Consider the following 21,211-nt stretch of genomic DNA (forward strand, 5'->3'; position numbering starts at 1 on the left):
TCATGAAGATTTTGGCATTGCTCGTTCTGCTCCCCATCCTCGCGCCCGTCCGCGCGCACGCCTCCCGCGAAGAGGCCCGCCTCGACGGGGTCGAGGCGTACGGCACGAACCGTTATGACGAGGCGGCGCTGCGCGGTCTCTACGAGGCGCGCCTGAAGAAATGGCTCGCCCAGGACGCTCTGCGCAACAAGTCCGGCCGGAAGGCCGCGGCCGAGGCGAAGGCCGCGCTCGAGGCCGACTTCCTCAAGGAGGGCGCCTTCGTCCGAGTGATCCTTCAGAAGGTGAGCTCGAGCACGGTCGGCGAGGTCACCGCGGTCTTCGACGTCGTGGAGAAGGCGGATGAGGAGCGGCGACTGCCCTTCCGCGCCGAGCCCAAGGGACATGGCGCAGACCCCGAGGGCCTCCTGGCCGCCTGGACGCGCTACACCGAGGCCGGCTGGGAGCTCATGCGCAGCGGCGCGATCGGCGCCGACCGCGTCGAATGCCCCGCCTACTATTGCAGCTGGGGCGCGTCCAACGGGGAGCTCAAGGCCCTTCAGGACCGCTTCGTCGCCGAGGTCGCCGCCCAGAAGGAGGCGCTGATCGCCGTGCTCCGCGGCGACGCCGACTCCGCGAAGCGCTCCTCGGCCCTCTATCTGCTGGCCTACCTGCGCGACCCCTCCCAGGTCAACGCCGCCGTCTCCCTCGGCCTCACGGACCCGGACGACCGCGTGCGCGAGGCCGCCATGCGCGTCTACTCCGACATGGCGGTCTACCGGCGCGACGTCGCGCTGCCCGTCGAGAAGATCTCCGAGGCGCTCGACTACCCCAGCGTGGACGACCGCACGCGCGCCCTCGCGGTGATGATCGGGCTCGCCGATCATCCTCTGCACAGGGAGTTCGTCGTCAAGAACGCGAGCACGCAGATCCTGCGGCTCCTGCGCCTGCACAACGCGTCGAACCACGACATGGCCCTCACGGCCCTGCGCATGCTCACCGGCCAGGACTTCGGCCGCGACAACGACGCGTGGGACGCCTGGGTGCAGAAGATGCGCCTGGCCGACGGCAGGGAGAAGAAGGAGAAGTGACCTCCGCCGCCCCGGTCCGCCTCGCCGCGCCCGTCCTCCCCGCCCCGGAGGCCGTTCCCGCCGCGCGCCTCGTCTTCCACCCGACGCCCGACGCCTTCGCCAAGGCGCTCGCCGGGTTGATCCTCGCCGCGCTCTCCGTCTACTTCCTGCGCGTCGGCCGCCGGGACAACGACGCCGGCCGGCTCTTCTGGGCCGCGGTCTGCGGCCTGGCGACCCTCGGAGTGTTCCTCTTCTAGATGTCGAAGACGCCGGAGCCGTCGAAGACCTCCGCCCCCGCCGTGCTCACCGCGGGCGCCGAATACCTGCGCGACGCTCACGCGAGCCTCGCCAAGGCGCAGGACATGCTCGTCGAGGCCGCGCGCGAGGCGCCCGAGAAGCTGCGCGGCGAGCTCGAGTCGCTCAACCGACGCATGGGCGACTCGAAGGCCCGTTTCGACGAGCACGTCGAGTCCTTTCGCGAGAAATACCTCAAAGCCCAGCCTACGGAGGACGAGTTCCGCGCCCATCTCGTGATGCTCGAGATGGAGTACTCCAGCCGGCTGCGCGTCGCCGAGACGGGCTTCCGCCTCCTCTTCGAGAACCTCGAGAAGCACATGGTCGGCGTCGGCGAGCGTGTCCGGGGGCTCGTGCAGGAGGCCAACGACGCCTTCGGCGAGCGGATGTACCCGGTGCACGCCCAGCTCCTCGAGATGTTCACCGAGCGCGACAAGCTCGTCACCGACGTCTGGAACAAGCGCGTCGAGGCCCTCGAGGAGGAGTGGGCGCGCAAGCTCGAGGAGGAGCGCGAGGCCCGCGCCCGCGAGCAGGGCCCGCTCGAGGCGCGCTCACGCGAGCTCGCCGAACGCGCCGGCGCGCTCGAGGCGCGGCTCGAGGACGCCGAGGCCGCCTCGCGGCGCTTCGCCCAGGCCCTCGAGGAAGAGCGCTCCGCTCGCGCCCAGCAGCTCATCGAGAGCGAGCGTCTCTCCCGCGAGCTCGAGCATGAGCGCACGCGGCCGCGCACGGACGGCGTCGTTCCGGCCGCCGCCGAAGCCGAGGCTCTGCGCCGCCAGCTCGAGGACAACAAGCGGGAGATCGCGCGGCTCAAGGCCCAGGTCGAGGAGGACCGCAAGCGCGAGGAGACCCGCGTCAGCGCCGGGAGCGGCGAGGCCGCCAAGCGCATCGAGCGCACGATCGCCGATTTCCGCAAGCAGCTGCAGGTCGCCCACGAGGACATGGGCAAGGTCGCCTCCGAGCGCGACATGGCTCAGCGCGCCGCGACGCGCGCCGAGCGCAGCGTCGCCGTCCTCAAGGCCCAGCACGAGGAGGCCGAAGAAGGCCTGCGCAAGGCGCTGGCCGAGAAGGCCCGCGGGCGCGAGGAGGTCCGCCACGCCGAGCAGGAGACCCAGCTCCTGCGCGACGAGCTGCGCGCGATGCGCCAGCGCATGCTTTCCGCGAGCGGCCGCGACGCGGGCAAGGACGAGGAGGCGGCGGCCGCCTGGTCGGCCGAGAAGGAGGAGCTCCTCGAGAAGTTCACCCTGCTCCAGGCCGAGCTCAACGCCCTGCGCATCCTCTACGACCAGAGCCAGCAGACCTGGATGGAGACGATGGTCCGCCAGGACACCAAGCGTCTCGACGAGATCTACAAGCTCCGCACGGAGCTGCAGGCCCTGCGGGCGAGCCGTTCCCTCACGCCCAAGGACGAGCCCGAGAAGCCCCCCCTCCCCCCGTCCACCGACGACCCTAATCCCTAAAAGTATCCTTTTCGGGGGAGGTGACAGCCTTCCTGGCCCCCGACCGTCGAGCATCGACGGGTCGGGTTGGCCGAAGGCGCCAGAGGAGGGGGCAGAGCCCCCTCCATGGGGAGGCGCCGCGCGGAGGGCTACGTCGGAAGGACTCTTCCTCCCCGAAGCGCGGGCACCGGAGCCTTCCTGGCGGACTAGCAGTCCGCCGAATGGCTCCGGCGCCGACAAAGGGTATCCCCGTCAGGAATCGAACCTGAATCACCTGCTTAGAAGGCAGGTGCTCTATCCATTGAGCTACGGGGACGTTCATCGATTCTACTACAAACCATCGTCCCGCTTCCGGCGGAGCTCCGTGTTAACTGCTAGAATGAAGGCCACATGACCAAGAACATCTTCGTCGGCGGCATCGCGTACGAGACGACCAAGGAAGAGCTCGAGCAGCTCTTCTCGACCTGCGGCAAGGTGAGCGACGTGAAGCTCATCATGGACCGCCACACGGGCCGCTCGAAGGGCTTCGGCTTCGTCGAGATGGCCACCGAGGAAGACGCGCAGACGGCGATGACGAAGCTCAACGGCGCCACCCTCGGGCGCCGCCAGATCTTCCTCAGCGAGGCCCGGCCTCAGGCGGAGCGCACCGACGACGCCCCTCCTTCCGCCCCCTCCTCCGCTCCCCGCGCGCCCCGCGCCGCGGGCTCCGGCGACAACATCCCCGGGACTCCCGGCTTCGTCGAGCGCCGCTCCGGCCGGGACCGCCGCGCGCACCCGCCGACGCCGTCGTCCTCCGGCGAGGACCGGGGCGGCTTCGGCGCGAAGCGCTGGGAGAAGCGCCCGGGAGGCTTCGACCGCAAGAAGCCCTGGGAGCGCAAGCCCGCTTTCGGCGAGAAGAAGGAGTGGGGCTCCAAGCCGGGCGGCTTCGGCGGTCCGAAGAAGTGGGGCGACAAGCCCGGCTTCCGCGGCCCGAAGAAGTTCGGCGACAAGCCCGGCTTCGGCGGCCCGAGGAAGTTCGGCGACAAGCCCGGCTTCAGCGGCCCGAAGAAGTGGGGCGACAAGCCGAGCTTCGGCGGCCCGAAGAAGTGGGGCGACAAGCCCGGCTTCCGCGGCCCGAAGAAGTTCGGCGACAAACCTTCCTTCGGCGGCCCGAAGAAATTCGGCGACAAGCCCGGCGGCTTCAAGAAGAAGTGGACGAAGAAACCCTTCAAGCCCGGCGGCTTCAAGCGGGACTGAAAGTCTACCGACGAGATGGGATCGGGCGGGCCGGGTTCGCGCGGTATGCGCTGACCCGGCCCGAAGCTTTGTAGGGGTTCGCCCGCCGCTCATGAGCGGCGGGTGCCTTATCAATGCGGCGGCATGGTACGCAGATGACGGGCGCGAGGCTACGTCATCTGCGCCCGTCGTAGTGCAGGCGGTCGATGCGGGGGTCGTGCATCGCCCGGCGCGGATGCAGGGACATGGCGAGGCCGACCTGGAAGAACTCGCGCGGGCTGTAGAGGGCGAACTTCCGGCCCGAGCTGACGTGGCGGTGCCCGGTGAGGACCGTGAAGCCGAGCGCGTGCGCCTTCCCCCAGGCCTTGAGCGCGCGCGAGAGCGCGAGCTCCTCCCCGGCGGCGATATCGGCGGGGAAGCCCCCCACCGCGCGGAAGGCGTCGGCGCGGCAGAAGACGAGCGAGCCCGCGGCGAGGTCGAAGGCGCGCGAGAGCGCGTTCCAGGATTCGATGAGGAGCTCCCCCCACCAGGGGCAGCGGTCGAAGGCGATGAGGCAGCCTCCTCCGACGACCTTCCCTTTTCGCGCGGCCTCCAGCACCGCCGCGAGCGTCCCGGCCGACAGCCGCGAGTCCGCGTCGATGAAGAGCAGCCAGTCCCCGGTCGCGGCGCCCGCGCCGGTGTCGCGCGAGCGCGAGATGAGGTTCACCGGCTCGAAGACGACCGCGGCGCCGCCCTCGCGGGCGATGCGGCCGGTCGCGTCGGTGGAGTTGTTGTCGCAGACGATGAGCTCGGCCTCGAAGCTCGGGCGTCCCCGCATCGGGCCGGCGTCCCCCGCGAGTCGGCCGCCGAGGAAGGCGACGGCCTCCCGGACGCTCTTGAGGCAGGCGCCGAGGAGCTTCTCCTCGTTGTAGGCGGGGACGATGATGGAGAGCCTCATCCCTTCCGTCCGCCCTTGACCGCTTCCTCGAGGAGCCCTTCCTCGGAGCGCAGGCGCTCGCGCTCCGTCCCATCGAAGGGGTCCCCGGAGACCTTCTGGTAGATGAAGTAGGAGCCGCCGTCGCCGGTCGGGAACTTCCCGTCCTCTTCCTTCTTGAACACGCCCAGCGCCCGCAGGTGTTCCGCGCTCATGGGGCCGGCGTTCGTCCGGAGCCAGGCGTCCGCCCCCGCGAGATCCTCGAACTCGAGCGGGGTCCCGATCCTCCGGTCGTTCTGGAAGAGGTGCCGGTAGGCGAAGCGCGTCAGCGCGAACTTCGAGCCCTCCCGGCGGATATGGTAGTCCTCCCGGCCGTCCTGGAGGGTCTGCCCGTCGGGGCCCGCGGCCGCGCGCGGGTCGAGCGCGAGGGCGGCGGCTTGGAACATCGCCGTGTCCACGAGGAAGGGCGTCCCGCCCTTCGGGGCGACCTCGACGACGGCGTGTCCGCCGTCCCGGCCTTTGAGCGTCCCGCCCACGTAGCGGACGGGGAGCTCCGGCGCGGCGGCGGCGACGAGCTTCTGGAAGGCCTTCGCCGCCTCGACGCAGCCGTTGAAGTCGCCCTCCCCGACGACCCGGGTCCCGTTCCACTCGTGAGGGTCGCGCGGCGGTGAATCGGGACGGTCGTCGCTGAAACGGACGTGTTCGGCCATGAAGCGGAGGACGTTGGCGGCGAGGGCGGCGGGCGCGGTCCCTCCCGGCATGCGCCGGATGCGGGCGGCGGCGGTCTGGAGGAGGGCCTCCGAGAGCGCGGTCCGTCCGGCGGGAGGCGAAGCTCGATAGCGGCGCTGCAGCCCTTCGAACAGCCCGTCGAGGTCCTCGGGCGCAGCCTTCTCGAGCGCCGCGGCGCGCGCGGCGGGCTCGAGGCGCAGATAGTCCGACGGGGATTGCGACGCGGCCGGCGCGGCGAGGAGGAGGACGAGGGCCGCGCGCGGGAGTCCGCGCATCAGGCGCCCGGCGCCCGGCGCGGGAGGAAGGCCGCGCGCACCCAGGTCCAGTTGAGGACCAGATGCGCGAGCGCGAGCAGCAGGAGGAGCACGGCGTTGAGTTCGTGGACGCGGTTGAGCCCGCGGACGTCTTCCTGGAAGTATCCGGTCATCCCCTGGATGAGCAGGGAGAGCGCGAGGAGCGGGTTGACGGCCTTGAGGAGCGTCGGCTTGTCCATGCGGGTATCATACGAAATCGCGCTCCGATAGCCCGTTCCGCTTTCCGGCAAAATCGTATAATCCAAGCGCCTCCTTATGCGCTACTACGTCTACGACAAGAAGACCAAGAGGGTGCTCGGCCCGTTCACGCCCCAGCGCCTGAAGGCCGTCCCCGGCTTCAACCTCGAGGTGAAGGTCGCGCTCGAGGGCTCTTCGAGCAGCGACGACTGGCACCCCGCCGGCGAGTTCGACGAGTTCAAGGCCCTCTTCGCCGCTCCCGCGCCTCCCCCCGACGCCGGCAAGCCGGGCGCGAAGCCTGCCGCTGGGGGCGCTCCCGCCGCTCCCGCCAAGCCGGCCGAGAAAAAATGAGCCGTTTCGGCCGGGTCCTGCGCCGACGCTGGACGCTGGACCCGCGCGTGCGCTACCTCAACCACGGCTCCTTCGGCGCGGCTCCCCGGCCCGTCATCGCCGAGCAGGATGCCTGGCGTCGGCGCATGGAGCGCGAGCCGATGGACCTTCTCGGCCGCGAGCTTCCGGTCCTGCTCCGCCGCGCCGCCGCCCCCCTCGCCGCCTTCCTCGGCGCCCGCGCCGACGACCTCGCTTTCGTCGAGAACGCCACGGCCGGGGTCAACGCGGTACTGCGCTCCTTCCCGTGGAGGAAGGGCGACGAACTGCTCCTCAGTGATCACGCCTATCCCGCCGTGCGCAACACCGCCCTCTTCCTCTGTGCTCGCCACGGCCTGCGCCTGAGGGTCGCCCGCCTCCCCTTCCCCCTGCGCTCCGAGCGCGAGGTCGTGTCGGCCTTCGCTCGGGAGTTCTCCGGCCGGGTCCGCCTCGTCGTCGCCGACCACGTGACCTCTCCGAGCGCGCTCGTGCTCCCGGTCCGCGCGCTCGCCGCCCTCTGCCGCCGCCGCGGAGTCCCCCTCCTCGTCGACGGCGCGCACGCGCCGGGCATGCTCGAGCTCGACGTCCCCGCGGTCGGCGCGGATTGGTACACGGGCAACTGCCATAAGTGGCTCTGCGCTCCCAAGGGCTGCGCCTTCCTCTGGGCCTCGCGCCGGGGTCGCGAGGGCCTGCACCCCGCCGTCATCTCCAATCGCTACGGCGAGGGCTTCCCCGCCGAGTTCGACTGGTGCGGCACGCGCGACCCGAGCGCCTGGCTCTCCGTGGGCGCGGCCCTGCGCTTCCATCGGGCCCTCGGCGGCGCAGCCCTGCGCCGGCGCAACCGCGCGCTCGCGCTGCGCGTCGCCGGCCGACTGTCCGCGGCCTGGGGCGTCGAGCTCCCCGCCCCGGCGTCGTGTCTGGGCTCGATGGCGGCGCTCCCGCTTCCTCTTCCGGGGAAGGCGGGGCAGCCGCAGGCCGACGCGCTCATGCTCGCTTTGCGCCGGCGCGGCTTCGAAGTCCCCGTCTTCCACCTCGACGGCCGGCTCCTCCTGCGGGTCTCGGTGCAGGCCTACAACGAGGAAGCCGACTACCGGCCGCTTGAGCGCCTGGTCCCGGCCCTTCTTGCTAAGATGATCCCATGAAGGAGGAGAACCCATGAAGAACGACGCCCTGCTGGAACGCTTCCTGCGCTACGTGAAGATCGACACCCAGTCCAAGGAGGGCTCGGAGACCTACCCGAGCACCGCCAAGCAGTGGGACCTCCTGCGTCTGCTCGAGCGCGAGCTCAAGGAACTCGGGCTCGCGGACGTCCGCCTCGACCGGCACGGCTACGTCATGGCGAGCGTCCCCTCCAACCTCCCCAAGGACGACCCGGCGTACGGGAAGGTCCCCCCCATCGGCCTGCTCGCGCACGTCGACACCTCCGAGGCGGCTCCCGGCGGTCCGGTGAAGCCGCAGGTCTTCACCTATGAGGGAGGAGACATCGTCCTCCCCGCCGACAAGAGCATCGTCATCAAGGCCTCCGAGAACCCGGGGCTCAAGGACTGCGTGGGCACGACCGTCATCACCACCGACGGGACGACCCTCCTCGGCGCCGACGACAAGGCCGGGGTCGCCATCATCATGAGCGCGGTCGAGCGCTGGCTGAAGGACCCCAAACGCCTCCACGGCGACGTGAAGATCGCCTTCACCCCCGACGAGGAGGTCGGCGCCGGCACGGAGCACTTCGACCTCAAGGCCTTCGGCGCGGAGGCCGCCTACACGCTCGACGGCGACGCCGTCGGCGAGCTCAACAAGGAGACCTTCAGCGCCAACGGCGCGACGCTGACCGTGGAGGGCCGCGACATCCACCCCGGCATGGCCAAGGACGTCATGGTCAACTCGATGCGCGTCGCCTGCGACTTCGTCTCCCGCATGCCCCGGCACATGCGTCCGGAGACCACCCAGGACTACGAGCCCTTCATCCACCCCTACGCGATGGAGTGCACCATCGTGAAGACCACGGTGAAGTTCATCCTCCGCGACTTCAAGACTCCGGGCCTGGCCGAGCAGGAGCGCATCCTGAGGAAGATCCTCGCCGAGGTCCAGCCGCTCTACCCGCAGGCGAAGATGACCCTCGAGTTCCGGGAGCAGTACCGGAACATGGACGAGGGCCTCAAGAAGGACCCCCGGGTCGTGGACGCGCTCTGGGAGGCGGTCGGACGCGCCGGCCTGAAGCCTTATTGGAAGCCCATCCGCGGCGGCACCGACGGCTCTCGCCTGACGGCCATGGGTCTGCCCACCCCCAACGTCTTCACGGGCGGGGCGAACTACCACAGCCGTTCCGAGTGGGCCTCCCTGGACGGGATGCACAAGGCCCTGGAGACCACGCTGCACCTGATGGAGGTCTGGGTGGAGAAGTCCCGGACCGGCAGCCCCAAAAAGGCGAAAGCGGGGGCGAAAAAATAACGAAGGGAACGCTTGTATAAAACGCCGGGACCTGTGGTATAATGTCGGTAAGGGGAAGTTGCTTCCCCTTGCCACAAGAAGTATGTGAGCACGCCGTTAACTAAAGAGGATAAGTAAAAAGCATGCCTACGGGCAAAGTGAAGTGGTTCAACGACCAGAAGGGCTTCGGCTTCATCACGCCGGACGACGGATCCAAGGATCTTTTCGTCCACCACTCGGCCATCCTGGGTGACGGGTTCAAGACCCTGGCTGAGAATCAGGCCGTCGAGTTCGAGACCCAGCAGTCCGACAAGGGTCCTCGCGCCGCCAACGTCAGGAAGATCTAGTACTGACAAAGGCCGCAAGGCCTGTGGTAAAGCCCGCGTCGCCGAAAGGCGACGCGGGCCCTCTTTTGGGCTCCTTCCTCTCTAGGCCCACCATTCGACTTTTTGTTAGATTGAAAAGGTCGGTGAGTAGAATGACTGAGGAGGATGCCCCCATGCCTACGACCCTTGAGAACCTGAAGACCGCTTTCGCCGGCGAGAGCCAGGCGAACCGGAAGTACCTCGCCTTCGCGCAGAAGGCCGAGAAGGACGGCTTCCCGCAGGTCGCCAAGCTCTTCCGCGCCGCCGCCGAGGCTGAGACCATCCACGCCCATGGTCATCTGGCGGCGATGGACGGGATCAAGTCCACGCTGGAGAACCTCCAGGCCGCCGTGGCCGGCGAGACCTACGAGTACAAGGACATGTATCCTCCGATGCTCGCGACCGCCGTTCAGGAGGGCCACAAGGCGAAGACGATGTTCAAGTTCGCCGTAGAGGCCGAGGCCGTCCACGCGGACCTCTACACGCAGGCCCTCGCGGCCGTGAAGGGCGGAAAGGACCTGCCCGCCGGCGAGGTCTACCTCTGCCCGTTCTGCGGTCACCTCGAGATCGGCAAGCCGCCGCTAAAGTGTCCTATCTGTGGTGCTCCGGCCGCTAAGTACGTGAAAGTCGCGTAGACATTCTCAGTTTCCTTAACTCCCCTTCCTGCGGGAAGGGGGCTGGGAGGGGGGTCCAATGAATTCTCCCCCCCACCCTGCCCTTCGCCGCCGCCTTCGGCGCCGGGATCGCGCGCAGTATGGAATCTGATAGCACGAACTCCGCGGGGAAGGGAGTTAAGGTTAGATAGTCCCCCCATATGAACGTCAAAAGGAAAGTCGTTCTCTTCCTTCCGGGCTTCGCCTGCGAGAGCTGGATCTGGGAAGGTGCCGCCGCGCGCTTCTCGGACCGCTTCGACTGCGTGCGCGTCGACTGGCCGCTCGAGCGCACCCCGGACTTCCACGAGGTCGGCGCGTTCGCCGACTGGCTCGAGGAGGCGCATTCCGCGGAGCTCGCGCGTGCCGCGGCGCTCGTCGGTCACAGCATGGGCGGCCTGGTCGCGACCGCGTTCTGCGCCCGCCGTCCCGGGCCGCGCCTCGTCCTGGTCGAGAGCTTCCCCCACGGCATCTCCCCGTTCTTCAAGAACCTCTCGGTCGAGGACGGGTCCTCTGCGACCCATCGCCGGCTGGTGGAGATGGTCCTGCGCAACGGCTCCCGCTACTCCGCGCGCCTGCGCAAGGACCTGCGCCTGCGCGACTACACCGACCTCGCCGCGGAGTACCGCGGCCCATTCGCGGGCGTCTTCGGGATGCGCGCGAGTTCCGACGAGGAGGAGGTCCGGCGGGCGCTCGGCTGGTCGCCCGAAGTCCTCTCCCGCGCCTCTCTGCGCTTCATCCCCCGCAGCGCCCACTTCCCCATGCTGGAGAACCCTAGTGAGTGTTTTCGAGCGCTAGAGGAGTTGTTGGGATAGGGTTCCGTTTCCTCAACTCCTCTTCTCCCTCCCCCCTCGGGGGGAGGAGTTAGGGTAGGATTGCACCCCTATGAGAACGGCAAGAGGAAAGACGTCTTCATTTGGCTATAATCCCCAAGAAGGCGGAGTGATCGGACTCTACGGACGATGAGAGGACTGCCATGAGCGACCCGCACAGCCACGCCCCCGAGCAGCACAAGCACACCGTCGAGGAGCACTCCGAGGGCTTCCCCGATCTCGAGGACGCTCAGCCATCCGACAAGTCCAAGCGCGACGCGGTCCGCACGCCCGAGGAGATCGAGCTTCACTGGTTCCGGACCGTCTATCAGGGCGACGTCCCCCAGCTCACCCTGAAGGCCGTCGTGACCGGTTCCATCATCGGCGGCTTCATGTCCCTCTCGAACCTCTATGTCGGCCTCAAGACCGGCTGGGGGCTGGGCGTGAGCATCACGGCGAGCATCCTGAGCTACGCCTTCTACAAGGCCCTGACGACCGCCTTCCCGAAGACCTTCTCCGAGCCGACCCTGCTCGAGAACAACTGCATGCAGACCACCGCCTCCTCGGCCGGCTACTCGACCGGAGGCACGATGGTCTCGGCCATCGCGGCCTACCTGCTCATCACCGGCGCGCACATGAACTGGCACGTGCTCGCCGCCTGGACCTTCTTCCTCGCCCTCTTCGGGGTCTTCCTGGCCATCCCCATGAAGCGCCAGATGATCAACGTCGAGCAGCTGCGCTTCCCGACCGGCATCGCCACCGCCGAGACCCTCAAGAGCCTCTGCGCGAAGGGCGGCGAAGCCATGCTGAAGGCGCGCGCTCTCGCCTACTCCGGGGTCGGCGGCGGCCTCATCGCCTGGATGCGCGACGCGGGCATCCCGCTCGGCGATGGGAAATGGCTGAAGATGCCCGCCTCCATCCCCTTCGGCGGGCTCACGCTCGGCGGCTTCCCCCTGGCCAAGTGGACGATCCAGTTCGACATGAGCGCCATCATGATCGCGGCCGGCGCCATCATGGGCTGGAAGGTCGCCTGGTCGCTGCTCCTGGGCGCCACCATCAACTACGGGATCCTCGCCCCCTGGGCGGTCAAGGTCGGGGCCATCCCGATCAGTCCCGACGGGGCGGACCTGGGCTATCGCGCCATCGTGCGCTGGAGCACCTGGGCCGGCGCCTCGCTCATGGTGACCTCCGCGCTCTTCGCCTTCTCCCTGCAGTGGCGCTCCATCGGCCGCGTCTTCAGCGGCGTCGCCGCGGCCTTCACGAAGAAGAAGTCCGACGTCGTGGATCCGCTCGAGGCCATCGAGGTCCCGGGCACCTGGTTCGTCGGCGGCGTCCTCGTCTCGGGACTGGGCTGCATGGTCGTCCTCAACACCTGCTTCGGCACGACCTGGTGGATGAGCCTCGTCGCCATCGCGCTGACCTTCCTGCTCGCGGTGGTCGCCTGCCGCGTGACCGGCGAGACGGACACGACGCCGATCGGCGCGATGGGCAAGATCACCCAGCTGACCTTCGGAGTGCTCGCCCCCTCCAACATGGTCACGAACCTGATGACCGCCAGCGTCACCGCCGGCGGGGCCGGCACGGCCGCCGACCTCCTCACCGGCCTCAAGAGCGGCTACCTCCTCGGCGCCAACCCGCGCAAGCAGTTCCTCGCCCAGCTCCTGGGCGTCTTCGCGGGCACGCTCATCGTGGTGCCGGCCTTCTACATCCTCGTGCCGACCGTCGACGTCCTCGGCAGCGACAAATGGCCGGCGCCGGCCGCGCAGGTCTGGGCGGCCGTCGCGCGCCTCCTCAAGGACGGCTTCGGGGCGCTGCACCCCACCGCGCGCTGGGGCCTGCTCTTCGGAGGACTCGTCGGCATCGCCATCCCGGCGCTCGAGCTCGCCTTCCCGAAGGCCCGCAAGTACATCCCCTCGGCGACCGGCATCGGCCTCTCGATGGTGATCCCGTTCTTCAACTCGCTCTCGATGTTCATCGGGGCGCTGATCACCCTCTACCTGGAGAAGAAGCACGCCAAGTTCGCCGACGAGTACGTGGTCCCGGTGAGTTCGGGCTTCATCGCCGGAGAGTCTCTGCTGGGCGTCCTCATCGCGCTGCTCGCGGCGGCGACGATCCTGCCCGGATGAAGAGGAGAACGGCCGGCGCACGCGTCACGAAGCCCGAGTACTACCTCAACATCGCCAAGGAGGTGGCGCGGCGCAGCACCTGCCTGCGCCGCCACTACGGGGCGGTCATCGTCAACAACGACCAGATCGTCGCGACCGGCTACGCCGGCGCCCCGCGCAAGACGACGAACTGCACCGAGGTGGGCTCCTGCATCCGCGTGAAGCTGGGCGTGAAGGCCGGCGAGCACTACGAGTGGTGCCGCGCGGTGCACGCCGAGCAGAACGCCATCATCCACGCTCCGCGCTTCGACATGCTGGGCGCGACGCTCTACCTCGTGGGCGTGACCCCCGACACCGGCGAGGTCATCGACGGCGCCGAGCCCTGCCGCATCTGCAAGCGCATGCTCATCAACGCCGGCATCGAGAAGGCCGTCATCCAGACCGCGCCCGGCGCCTGGAAGGTCCAGCTCGTCTCGGACTGGGTGAAGCACAACATGGGAGACTTCAAGAAGGTCCGCGGGAAGCTCGTGCCGGTCATGCCGAGCGGCTACTGACGCAAATCGGGAATCTCCTGCGGAGATTCCCGACGGGTTTAGGAAGGTTTTACGCAAGCAAAGCAGGGAATCCCCCGTTCGGGGATTCCCTGCTAATGCTTGAGGCCGGGGGCGGGCGGAGCGGCGCTCTCCTGGATGGGGCCGAAGCGGGCCTCGAACTTGCGGACGTTGTCGGCCAGGGCCGCGAGGAGGCGCTTGGTGTGCAAGGGGCTCGAGATGATCCTCGAGCGCAGCTTGGCCTTGGGCTGGGCGGGCTGGAGGAAGAGGAAGTCCAGCACGAACTCCGTCTCGGTGTGCGTGATCCCGGCCAGGTTGGCGTACATGCCCTGCGCGGTCGCGTCGTCGGCCTCGACCTGGAGCTGGACGCCTTCGGGCTGCTGAGGGTTCTTCTGTTCGGTCATGGTGCGGACCTCCGTGGACTTTCCCCACTGGGTGTACTGGTGCTTCCCGCGGACGAACTTCTTCGGCTGCATCAGAACCCAACCTGGAGCTGCAGGACGAACTCATCATTCTTGACGCGGGAGGCTTTCTCGTTCTTCACCGTGTAGTTGGCGGTGAGCCGGGCGTTCTGGCCGTTGATGAACCAGTTCGCGCCGTAGGTCTGCCACTCCGAGTCGAGGTTGTTGGTGAGGGAGTCGTCCGGGTCGTAGCCCTGCCAGCGCACGAGGCCCTCGAACTGCTCGCAGAAGCGCCAGGCTCCGGTGACGTGCCAGCCGTGCGCGTGCACGACCGGGTCCCAGTGGCGGCCCTTGAGGTAGGCGCTCAGGTACTCGCCTTTGAGCGACGCCGGGCCGGCCTTCAGGGCCAGGTCCGCCCCGTAGACGTAGCGGTTGTAGGGGTCGTTGAAGGTCCGGCCGGAGAGGTCGCTCGACTTGAGCGTGCTGGGGTCGCTCTTCGTCCTCTTCCAGAACCCGTTGACGCCCGCGACGAGGGACGACGGAAGACCGTAGAAGTCCCCCTTGGAGGTCCACTGGGTGCGGCCTGCGTAGAGGAGGTCGCCGTTGTCGTTGGAGGTCGTGTTGGGGCCGGAGCCGTTGAAGACGCCCAGCGCGTAGTAGAGCCGCTGGCCGAGGACCTTCCCGCTCGCCTGGACGCCGGCGTCGCGCCCCGAGGGGTTGAGGATCCTGTCCTGGCCGTTGTAGCGGCTGGCGAAGTCGAGCTGGTCGGTCGGGGTGAGGGTCTCGGCGCCGGTCGGGATGAGGAACTGGCCGGCGGTGAGGTTGAAAGCCGGGTCCGGCGCCCAGGTCAGCAGGTAGTCGTAGAGCGCGCTGTTCTGCTGCGTGCTCGCGCCGTTGGTGCGCGCGAAGTCGAGGAGGAGCGAGTACTTGAAGTCCTTCGGGAGGTCGCCCGAGAACTTCAGCCGCGCGGCTTTGACGGCGAAGGCGTTGGTGTCCGTGGACGGCTCCTGCGCCTGAGCGAAGGTGTAGCGGAAGAGGCCGAAGCCGTTGATCTTCAGGGTCGCGCCCGGCATCAGCGTGAACTGCGCCTTCGGCGCCTGGCGCTCCTTCGCGAAGAGGTCGAGCAGAGGGCGCGCCTCCTCCTGGCTGAGCGCGCCTTTCTTGAGGAGGGTGTTCGTGAGCTCTTCAGCCGCCGACGGGGAGGGCTCCCCGGCGCGGGCGGCGAAGGGCAGGAGCAGGAGGGCGGACAGGACGGCGATGCGGGGCGTCATTCGTGTTCTCCGGGGTGAGGGGTCAAGCGCCTTCAGGCCACTTCTCTTCGAGTTCCTCGTCGGTCATCCCGAAGTGGTGGGCGATCTCGTGCTTCAGCGTGAGTCGGAGCTCCTTCTTGAGCTCGGCCATGTCCTCGCAGGAGTCCTCGAGGTTGCGCTGGTAGATGAAGATCTGCGCGGGCTCCTCGGCTTCCGCGAAGGGGCCGATCATCTCGGCGCGCGTCGGGCCGACGTGCAGGCCCATGAGCTCCTCGTCGCCCGCCCACTCCCCCGCTTCTTCGCCGGGGCGCGGACGGACCTCGATCTCGATGTTGTAGAGGAGGTCCCGCACCTCCCTGGGGAGCTCGTCGAAGGCCTCCTCGGCGAGCAGGTCGAAGCGTTCCTGGGAGAGCTTCACGCGAGCGATGGTATCAAAAGGAGAGGGGCCCGCGCAGGCGGGCCCCTCCGTGTGGTTCCGTCCGACCGATCAGGCGGAGCGGACGTTCGCCGCGCGCGGACCCTTCTCAGAGGTCGTCATGTCGTACTCGACCTTCTGGTTCTCGGCGAGCGTGCGGAAGCCCTGCATCGTGATCGCGCTGTGGTGGACGAACACGTCGGCGGAGCCGTCCTCCGGCGTGATGAACCCGAAGCCCTTCTGATCGTTGAACCACTTCACCGTTCCTTTCATCTGTACATCCTTCCTGTTGCGCGTTGATTTGAAGCTCGGCCTGCGGACTCCCCGGGACGAAAAGACCGCTCCGCCGGGTGGGCGGTGCGGTCAGTGCTTCGAGCCGTGGACAGCCAACTTCATGATAAGCGCCTTTTTGATTATAGCACGCGGGACAACCCGCGACAAGCACTTATCAGCAAAATATGGACTGGGACGGCTGAGAAAAATAAGGGTCTCAGGTCTTCGACTTCGCCGCTGGGGACGGCGGCGGGGCTCCGGGAGGCAGCGCTCCGAAGAGCTGGAGGTAGCGGTCTCTCAGGGCGTTGAACTCGGGGGCCTTCGCGGCGGGCACGGAGCGGTCGCGCGGAGTCTTGATGCGCAGGAAATCGAGCCACTGCCCCCCCTTCGAGATCTGGAAGTGCAGGTGGGGGCCCGAGGAGATGCCGGTCGAGCCCACGTAGCCGATGACCTGCCCCTGGCGGACGTGGGCGCCGGGGAAGATCCCCTTGGCGAAGCCCTTCATATGCCCGTAGATCGTCAGGTAGCCGGAGGCGTGGCGGATCTCGACGGCGTTGCCGAGTCCCCCCCGGTAGCCCGACCTCGTCACGACGCCGTTGCCGATGGTCGAGACCGGCGTGCCGTAAGGTGCCGCGTAGTCGGTCCCGTTGTGCGGCCGGCGGTAGCGCAGGATGGGGTGATAGCGCGAGGAGGAGAAGTACGAGGAGATGCGGCGGTAGCTGAGCGGCGCCTTGAGGAACATGCTCTGCAGGGACTTCCCCTTCTCGTCGTAGTAGCCGTCGTTGAAGAGGACGCCGACGTTGCGGCCGGCGGCGCGTCCGTCGTAGACCCCGGCCTCGACCGTGCGGCCCCAGCTGCGCCCGTCCGGGCTGTGCTTCTCGACCCAGGCGACGGCGAAGCGGTCTCCGTCGTGGGTCTCGGTGAGGAAGTCCACCTGCCACTGGAAGATGTCGGCGAACTCCTGGATGATGGTCGGCGGCACGCCCGCGCTCTGCATGGACAGCCAGAGGTTGCTCCGGACGCCGCCCCGCGCGTCCCTGCGGGTCTGGATGATCGGCACGTCGAAGACCTTGGCCTCGAACCCGTCGCCCTTGGGGAGCACGACGATGCGCTTGAGCCCGCGCAGGATCGTCAGGTGCAGGAACTCGTCGCCGGTGGAGAGGGTGATCTCGTAGCCGTCGCCGGGGTAGGCGCGGCTCTGCCCGCCGTACTTGGCGATGGCCTTGAGCAGCCCGTTGACGTCCTTGCGGGAGGCGCCGGTCTCGCGGAGGCGGACCTCGAGGTTCCGGCCGCCGAGGTCCCCGGCGTAGGTCTGCACGCCGTCGGCGTCGTGTTCGATGGAGGTGGCTTCGCGCAGGCGCTGGTACTGCTTGTGCCCGGCGAAGACGAGGAGCGCGAGCAGGGAGTAGAGGACGAAGCGCCCGAGCCAGGGGTGGACGCGATTGAGCTCGTCCCAGACGAAGAGCGCCCCCGCTTTGAGCTTCTCTTTGTTCACGAGGGGGTCATTATACTTTAAAGGTATCGAAGAGGAGCTTCAGGAACAGGCCGGCGCAGACGAGCGCGATGACGGGGCGGATGGCCGCGGCGCCCCGGCGCAGGCCGAGGTGCGAGCCCACCCAGTGGCCGGCGACGCTCACGAGCCCCATCGCGAGGCCGACGCGCAGGTCGACCGTCCCGGCGGCCAGGAAGGCGGCCAGGGCCGCCGCGTTGGATACGAGGTTGACGGCCTTCGCCCAGGCCGTCGCACGCAGCAGGCTGAAGCGGCAGAAGCGGCTGAAGGCCAGCGCCAGGAAGGTCCCCGTCCCCGGGCCGAAGAAACCGTCATAGGCGCCCACCGGCAGGGCGACGGCCGCCGTGCGCGCCGAGAGGACGCGGGGAGCCGTCCCGCGGCCGGAGTCGTCCTCCTTGAAGCGGTGCTCCGAGAGCACCGCCCAGGCCACGGCGGGGAGCGCCAGGAGCAGAAGGGGCCGGATCCATTGCGGCGAGAGGCGCGCGGCCAGCCGCGCCCCGAACCAGGCCCCGAGCATCGCGGCGGCCGCCGCGGGCAGCATGGGGCGCAGGGGCAGGCGCAGGCCGCGCGCGTAGCGCGCCACGGAGACCGTCGTGCCGAGCGTCGAGGCGAGCTTGTTGGTGCCGAGCAGGAGTCCGGGCGGGAGACCGACGGCAAGGTAGGCGGGCAGCGTGATCAGTCCCCCGCCGCCCGCGAGCGAGTCGACGACGCCGGCGACGAAGACGAGCGCGGAGAGGGCGGCGAAGCGCTCGGGGGAGAGCGTCACTCGCGGGCGGGCTCCGCGCGCGCGTGCCAGGCGAGCAGGCCGACCGCCGCAAGGAGGCAGAGTCCCGGCAGGCGGAAGGCGGTCTGCAGCGAGAAGCGGTCGCTCACCGCCCCGATGAGGAGGTGCCCGACGGCGAGGAGCACCGTCATCGCGGCGTAGGCGAAGCTCAGAAGGCTCGGGAAATACTGTTTGTGCTCCTGGGCGAGGCGCGAGCCGAGCAGCGGGAAGATCGGCCCGAAGCAGAAGTAGGCGAGGTAGAAGCCTTCGACGCGGCCGCTCATGCCCAGAGCGCTCCCCGCGACGGCGCCGAGCATGAGCGGCGCGGGCAGCCAGCGCTCCGAGCCGTGCGGCAGGGCGAAGGCGCCGAGGAGGCGGCTGGCCGACATCCAGAGGAAGCAGACCTGCATGCGCGTGCTCGCGTCGGCGACGCTGAGCCCGCCGCGGCCGCTGAGATAGGTGACCAGCCACATCGAGGTCAGTACCTCGCCGAGCACGTAGACGGCGATGACGAGGACGCTCGCCAGCGGGCGGCCGCGCAGCATCGCGCTCCAGGGCATGCGCGGGGCCGGCTCCGCGTGAGCCCCGTCGGCGGGCAGCGCGGCGGTGACGAGGACGAGCCCGAGCACGAGGAGGAGGACGGGGAGGACCACGAGGTTGGGCGCCCAGCGCCCGGCGGTCGCCGCGACGTAGGCCGGGGGCAGCGCCGCGCCCAGGGTGTAGAAAAGGTGGAGCGCGCTCATGAGGCGCGTGCGGTTGCGGTCGTCGGTGCCGCGCATGAGGACGAGGTTGGAGGCCATGCCGATGCCGTTGTTGGCGCCCCAGAGCAGGCCGGAGACGACGAGCGCGGGGTAGGTCGGGATGCCGGCGGCGAGCACGGCCAGTCCCATGCCGAGGAGGCAGAGGCGCAGGTAGGCGCGCTCGGAGAAGCGCGCGAGGAGGTAGACCGAGCCCAGGCCGATGAGCACCGAGGTCAGGCTCGAGCCCCAGAAGAAGGCCGAGGCCTGCGAGTAGTTCAGGCCGTAGCCGCGCGCGAAGAGCGGGAGCAGGGGGCCGCGGATGTTGTCGAAGAACGCGGAGGCGAGGATGACGGCGAAGGCGGCGAAGACGAGCTTCTTCTTGTCGTTCATGGGCCGCGTATTATAACGGATTCCCCAGTGGGGAATCCGTTATCGTGTCCGGGAACATTCTTCGCGTAAAAACGCGGCGCCTCTCACCAGGACTCGATGGAGGCGCCGCGTTTTTACGCGAAAAGGGCGGCGACGACGGTGTTCAGGCGCTTGAAGAGGTTGACGAGGAGGCCGTGATACTCGACCCGCTTCGGGTAGGCGATGACGGGCCGCGCGACGTCGCTGAGGACGACGGGCAGCGTGAAGAGGAAGGTCGCTCCGAGCCCCTTCCAGCTCTCCGCCCAGATCTGGCCGCCCTGCCCCTCGATCATCATCTTCGCGAGGGTGAGGCCGAGGCCGGTGCCCTCCGAGGTCTTCACGCCCAACGCCGACTGCTCGAAGCAGCGGAAGATGCGCTCGAGGTCCTTCTGCGGGACGCCGGGGCCGGTGTCCTTCACCTTGAAGAGCACGGTCCCCAGATGCTCGTGGCGGCCGAGCACGGCGACGATCTCGACGCGGCCGCCGGCCGGGGTGAACTTGATGGCGTTGGAGAGGAGGTTGATGAGGACCTGCACCGTGCGGTGCCGGTCGGCGTGCACGCGGGGCAGGGGCTCCTCGGAGGAGGTGCAGACCAGGCGCACGCCCTTCGAGACCGCCCAGGCGCGGAGGCTGTCGGCGGCCTCGGCGATGAGCTGCTCGGGGTGCACGGGAGTGCAGTCCATGCGGAGCTTCCCTGCACGGAGCTTCTCGAAATCGAGGATGTCGCTGATGAGTCCGTTGAGGCGTTCGGAGTTCCGCAGGGCCAGCGCGAGGATCTGGCGCTCGTCGCCGCCCATGCGGTCCTCGAGCTGGGACTGCAGGAGGGCCAGGGCGGAGCGGATGGAGGTCAGGGGCGCGCGAAGCTCGTGGGTCATATAGGACGCGAGGCGCTGCTCGGGGTCCTCCGCCGCCGGGCCGATGGGGACGATGGGAGCGGGAGCGGCGGCAGGCGCCGGGCCGGGCCTCTCGACGAGGTCTTCCCATTCCGTGTGCGCTTTGCGCCGGGTGGTCATGTCCATGTCCTCATCGATATCATGGACCCTGGGCGTTAAGGGGATGTTTCGCGCCTGTTACGAAGATGTTAACGGGAATCCGTGCCGGATTCCCGCCGCGTAAGGGGATGCGGCCCGCCGACTGGAAATAGAAATCATTCCCCCCATTTTCGGGCGCTCGGGGTGACCCAAGGAGGGGCCCGTCGCCGAGCACCGCAATGTCTGTCGCCGTCTGAGGAGCGCAGGCGACGGGAGGATGCCTTGGGGCAGGACCCCGAGCGCACAAAAGAAGGCCCCCTCTCCCTGTCAGGGAGAGGGGGTCGGGGGGTAAGGGTGAGTATGAGTGGGTTCTACCGAATCCCGAGGTCCTGCTCCAGCTCCCACTCGGGGACGGTGACGCGACGATCGCTTTCGTTGTAGAAAGGCCTTTCGGGGGCGCGCTCGAGCTCGGGGTTGTCGTAGGGGTCGACCGGGCTCTGGGAGGCCGAGGTCTCGGCTTTCACGCCGTCGAAGACCTGGGTGAGGAGCATCGCGTCGACCGGGAGGCCCTTCTCGCGGGCCTGGCGGAGGGGCGAGGGAAGCTCGATGCGGGCGGCGATGGCCGGGGCGATGTTCGCGACGGCGGCCGTGTGCTTCACGGCGAGCTTGGGGGCGGCGGCGATGGAGGGAAGCGTGACGGTCTGGAAGGTGATGGGGCCGGTCGGGAGCGGGTTCTTGATGGGCTGCGGGATATAGGGGACTTGGGCTCCGGGGAGCCAGACCGGCGGGACGATGGGGATGTTGTTGGGGATGACGGGGACGATGACCTGGGCGGCGGCGGGCGTCGCTGCGGCGAAAAGGGCTGCGGCGATGAGCTTCTTGATGAGCGAGCGCTGATGGTTCATGTCGGGTATCTCCAGAACGGCAAAAACAGTATATCCGCGCCGCTTCCCCGCCGCCTTGCGGGGAGTCAAGGAAAGGTCTTGATGGGCGCGGTTGATTCAGGACATTGAGCGCGGTCAATACGGGTTAGTTCCGGGAATCCCGCCTCCCGGAACCGACGGCGTCGAGGGGCCCGTT

The 21,211-nt window shown here is 68.7% G+C and carries 24 protein-coding genes and 1 tRNA gene; 12 read left to right on the forward strand and 13 right to left on the reverse strand.

Annotated elements, in window-relative coordinates:
* Positions 1-2 precede the first annotated feature (2 nt).
* From WC969_05965 to WC969_05975, 3 genes are read left to right on the forward strand one after another with little or no spacing between them, the layout of a single operon-like run.
* Entirely contained in the window at positions 3-1,067 is a 1,065-nt protein-coding gene (locus WC969_05965; protein MFA6029377.1) for a HEAT repeat domain-containing protein, read from the forward strand.
* On the forward strand, positions 1,064-1,303 hold the full coding sequence (locus WC969_05970) for a hypothetical protein (GenBank protein ID MFA6029378.1): 240 nt from the start codon (positions 1,064-1,066) through the stop codon (positions 1,301-1,303). Before WC969_05965 ends, WC969_05970 begins: the two co-directional genes overlap by 4 nt.
* Positions 1,304-2,797, forward strand: coding sequence for a hypothetical protein (locus WC969_05975; GenBank protein ID MFA6029379.1), 1,494 nt, complete (start codon positions 1,304-1,306; stop codon positions 2,795-2,797).
* Positions 2,798-3,020: 223 nt separating this feature from the next.
* On the opposite strand, the gene WC969_05980 is transcribed toward WC969_05975, so the two are convergent.
* Positions 3,021-3,092: transfer RNA gene (locus tag WC969_05980), tRNA-Arg, on the reverse strand.
* Positions 3,093-3,166: 74 nt separating this feature from the next.
* On the opposite strand from WC969_05980, the gene WC969_05985 reads away from it, so the two are divergent.
* Positions 3,167-4,012: an RNA-binding protein gene (locus WC969_05985; GenBank protein MFA6029380.1), complete on the forward strand. Its 846-nt coding sequence runs from the start codon at positions 3,167-3,169 to the stop codon at positions 4,010-4,012.
* 154 nt (positions 4,013-4,166) lie between these two features.
* Here the strand turns inward: WC969_05985 and WC969_05990 are convergent, their stop codons facing one another.
* The 3 genes from WC969_05990 to WC969_06000 are packed head-to-tail and all read right to left on the reverse strand — an operon-like array spanning position 4,167 to position 6,126.
* On the reverse strand, positions 4,167-4,928 hold the full coding sequence (locus tag WC969_05990; protein ID MFA6029381.1) for a glycosyltransferase: 762 nt from the start codon (positions 4,926-4,928) through the stop codon (positions 4,167-4,169).
* Positions 4,925-5,908, reverse strand: coding sequence for a hypothetical protein (locus tag WC969_05995; GenBank protein MFA6029382.1), 984 nt, complete (start codon positions 5,906-5,908; stop codon positions 4,925-4,927). Before WC969_05995 ends, WC969_05990 begins: the two co-directional genes overlap by 4 nt.
* Positions 5,908-6,126 (reverse strand): hypothetical protein, encoded by a 219-nt coding sequence (locus WC969_06000; GenBank protein MFA6029383.1) that lies wholly within the window; start codon positions 6,124-6,126, stop codon positions 5,908-5,910. The genes WC969_05995 and WC969_06000 overlap by 1 nt, the downstream gene beginning before the upstream one ends.
* A gap of 76 nt (positions 6,127-6,202) precedes the next feature.
* Between WC969_06000 and WC969_06005 the strand changes: the two genes are divergently transcribed.
* From WC969_06005 to WC969_06040, 8 genes are all read left to right on the forward strand, one after another.
* Positions 6,203-6,475, forward strand: a complete 273-nt coding sequence (locus WC969_06005; GenBank protein MFA6029384.1) for a hypothetical protein — start codon at positions 6,203-6,205, stop codon at positions 6,473-6,475.
* Complete coding sequence (locus WC969_06010) at positions 6,472-7,632, forward strand: aminotransferase class V-fold PLP-dependent enzyme (GenBank protein ID MFA6029385.1); 1,161 nt, start codon at positions 6,472-6,474, stop codon at positions 7,630-7,632. Before WC969_06005 ends, WC969_06010 begins: the two co-directional genes overlap by 4 nt.
* Before the next feature lie 13 nt (positions 7,633-7,645).
* Positions 7,646-8,938 carry a peptidase T gene (pepT, locus tag WC969_06015; protein MFA6029386.1) on the forward strand — a complete coding sequence of 431 codons (1,293 nt, stop codon included), beginning with the start codon at positions 7,646-7,648 and terminating at the stop codon, positions 8,936-8,938.
* Between the two features lie 122 nt (positions 8,939-9,060).
* A complete protein-coding gene (locus tag WC969_06020) occupies positions 9,061-9,264 on the forward strand; it encodes a cold-shock protein (GenBank protein ID MFA6029387.1) in 204 nt (67 codons plus the stop codon).
* Positions 9,265-9,416: 152 nt separating this feature from the next.
* Positions 9,417-9,917 (forward strand): rubrerythrin family protein, encoded by a 501-nt coding sequence (locus WC969_06025; GenBank protein MFA6029388.1) that lies wholly within the window; start codon positions 9,417-9,419, stop codon positions 9,915-9,917.
* Between the two features lie 179 nt (positions 9,918-10,096).
* The gene (locus WC969_06030) at positions 10,097-10,747 is read left to right on the forward strand and encodes an alpha/beta hydrolase (protein ID MFA6029389.1); all 651 of its coding nucleotides are present in this window, start codon (positions 10,097-10,099) and stop codon (positions 10,745-10,747) included.
* A 161-nt stretch (positions 10,748-10,908) separates the two neighbouring features.
* Complete coding sequence (locus WC969_06035; GenBank protein MFA6029390.1) at positions 10,909-12,870, forward strand: OPT family oligopeptide transporter; 1,962 nt, start codon at positions 10,909-10,911, stop codon at positions 12,868-12,870.
* Positions 12,867-13,403 (forward strand): dCMP deaminase family protein, encoded by a 537-nt coding sequence (locus tag WC969_06040; protein MFA6029391.1) that lies wholly within the window; start codon positions 12,867-12,869, stop codon positions 13,401-13,403. The genes WC969_06035 and WC969_06040 overlap by 4 nt, the downstream gene beginning before the upstream one ends.
* A 92-nt stretch (positions 13,404-13,495) precedes the next feature.
* On the opposite strand, the gene WC969_06045 is transcribed toward WC969_06040, so the two are convergent.
* From WC969_06045 to WC969_06085, 9 genes are all read right to left on the reverse strand, one after another.
* Positions 13,496-13,876 carry a DUF3467 domain-containing protein gene (locus WC969_06045; GenBank protein MFA6029392.1) on the reverse strand — a complete coding sequence of 127 codons (381 nt, stop codon included), beginning with the start codon at positions 13,874-13,876 and terminating at the stop codon, positions 13,496-13,498.
* Positions 13,876-15,072 (reverse strand): porin, encoded by a 1,197-nt coding sequence (locus tag WC969_06050; protein MFA6029393.1) that lies wholly within the window; start codon positions 15,070-15,072, stop codon positions 13,876-13,878. The genes WC969_06045 and WC969_06050 overlap by 1 nt, the downstream gene beginning before the upstream one ends.
* A gap of 22 nt (positions 15,073-15,094) precedes the next feature.
* Entirely contained in the window at positions 15,095-15,469 is a 375-nt protein-coding gene (locus WC969_06055; GenBank protein MFA6029394.1) for a metallopeptidase family protein, read from the reverse strand.
* Between the two features lie 69 nt (positions 15,470-15,538).
* Positions 15,539-15,739, reverse strand: a complete 201-nt coding sequence (locus WC969_06060) for a cold-shock protein (GenBank protein MFA6029395.1) — start codon at positions 15,737-15,739, stop codon at positions 15,539-15,541.
* Between the two features lie 217 nt (positions 15,740-15,956).
* Complete coding sequence (locus WC969_06065; protein MFA6029396.1) at positions 15,957-17,234, reverse strand: peptidoglycan DD-metalloendopeptidase family protein; 1,278 nt, start codon at positions 17,232-17,234, stop codon at positions 15,957-15,959.
* Between the two features lie 10 nt (positions 17,235-17,244).
* Positions 17,245-18,015, reverse strand: coding sequence for a TSUP family transporter (locus WC969_06070; protein ID MFA6029397.1), 771 nt, complete (start codon positions 18,013-18,015; stop codon positions 17,245-17,247).
* Positions 18,012-19,142 carry an MFS transporter gene (locus tag WC969_06075; GenBank protein MFA6029398.1) on the reverse strand — a complete coding sequence of 377 codons (1,131 nt, stop codon included), beginning with the start codon at positions 19,140-19,142 and terminating at the stop codon, positions 18,012-18,014. The genes WC969_06070 and WC969_06075 overlap by 4 nt, the downstream gene beginning before the upstream one ends.
* A 113-nt stretch (positions 19,143-19,255) precedes the next feature.
* The gene (locus WC969_06080) at positions 19,256-20,179 is read right to left on the reverse strand and encodes a HAMP domain-containing sensor histidine kinase (GenBank protein ID MFA6029399.1); all 924 of its coding nucleotides are present in this window, start codon (positions 20,177-20,179) and stop codon (positions 19,256-19,258) included.
* A 323-nt stretch (positions 20,180-20,502) separates the two neighbouring features.
* Positions 20,503-21,036 carry a hypothetical protein gene (locus WC969_06085; protein MFA6029400.1) on the reverse strand — a complete coding sequence of 178 codons (534 nt, stop codon included), beginning with the start codon at positions 21,034-21,036 and terminating at the stop codon, positions 20,503-20,505.
* Positions 21,037-21,211 lie beyond the last annotated feature (175 nt).

The organism is Elusimicrobiota bacterium, assembly GCA_041660925.1.
Lineage (GTDB): Bacteria > Elusimicrobiota > Elusimicrobia > UBA1565 > UBA1565 > JBAZUV01.

Coding starts and splice junctions, on each gene's coding strand:
- WC969_05965 (MFA6029377.1), top strand. CDS start 3: ATGAAGATTTTGGCATTGCTCGTTCTGCTCCCCATCCTCGCGCCCGTC.
- WC969_05975 (MFA6029379.1), top strand. CDS start 1,304: ATGTCGAAGACGCCGGAGCCGTCGAAGACCTCCGCCCCCGCCGTGCTC.
- WC969_05985 (MFA6029380.1), top strand. CDS start 3,167: ATGACCAAGAACATCTTCGTCGGCGGCATCGCGTACGAGACGACCAAG.
- WC969_05990 (MFA6029381.1), bottom strand. CDS start 4,928: ATGAGGCTCTCCATCATCGTCCCCGCCTACAACGAGGAGAAGCTCCTC.
- WC969_05995 (MFA6029382.1), bottom strand. CDS start 5,908: ATGCGCGGACTCCCGCGCGCGGCCCTCGTCCTCCTCCTCGCCGCGCCG.
- WC969_06000 (MFA6029383.1), bottom strand. CDS start 6,126: ATGGACAAGCCGACGCTCCTCAAGGCCGTCAACCCGCTCCTCGCGCTC.
- WC969_06005 (MFA6029384.1), top strand. CDS start 6,203: ATGCGCTACTACGTCTACGACAAGAAGACCAAGAGGGTGCTCGGCCCG.
- WC969_06010 (MFA6029385.1), top strand. CDS start 6,472: ATGAGCCGTTTCGGCCGGGTCCTGCGCCGACGCTGGACGCTGGACCCG.
- pepT (MFA6029386.1), top strand. CDS start 7,646: ATGAAGAACGACGCCCTGCTGGAACGCTTCCTGCGCTACGTGAAGATC.
- WC969_06020 (MFA6029387.1), top strand. CDS start 9,061: ATGCCTACGGGCAAAGTGAAGTGGTTCAACGACCAGAAGGGCTTCGGC.
- WC969_06025 (MFA6029388.1), top strand. CDS start 9,417: ATGCCTACGACCCTTGAGAACCTGAAGACCGCTTTCGCCGGCGAGAGC.
- WC969_06030 (MFA6029389.1), top strand. CDS start 10,097: ATGAACGTCAAAAGGAAAGTCGTTCTCTTCCTTCCGGGCTTCGCCTGC.
- WC969_06035 (MFA6029390.1), top strand. CDS start 10,909: ATGAGCGACCCGCACAGCCACGCCCCCGAGCAGCACAAGCACACCGTC.
- WC969_06040 (MFA6029391.1), top strand. CDS start 12,867: ATGAAGAGGAGAACGGCCGGCGCACGCGTCACGAAGCCCGAGTACTAC.
- WC969_06045 (MFA6029392.1), bottom strand. CDS start 13,876: ATGCAGCCGAAGAAGTTCGTCCGCGGGAAGCACCAGTACACCCAGTGG.
- WC969_06050 (MFA6029393.1), bottom strand. CDS start 15,072: ATGACGCCCCGCATCGCCGTCCTGTCCGCCCTCCTGCTCCTGCCCTTC.
- WC969_06060 (MFA6029395.1), bottom strand. CDS start 15,739: ATGAAAGGAACGGTGAAGTGGTTCAACGATCAGAAGGGCTTCGGGTTC.
- WC969_06075 (MFA6029398.1), bottom strand. CDS start 19,142: ATGAACGACAAGAAGAAGCTCGTCTTCGCCGCCTTCGCCGTCATCCTC.
- WC969_06080 (MFA6029399.1), bottom strand. CDS start 20,179: ATGGACATGACCACCCGGCGCAAAGCGCACACGGAATGGGAAGACCTC.
- WC969_06085 (MFA6029400.1), bottom strand. CDS start 21,036: ATGAACCATCAGCGCTCGCTCATCAAGAAGCTCATCGCCGCAGCCCTT.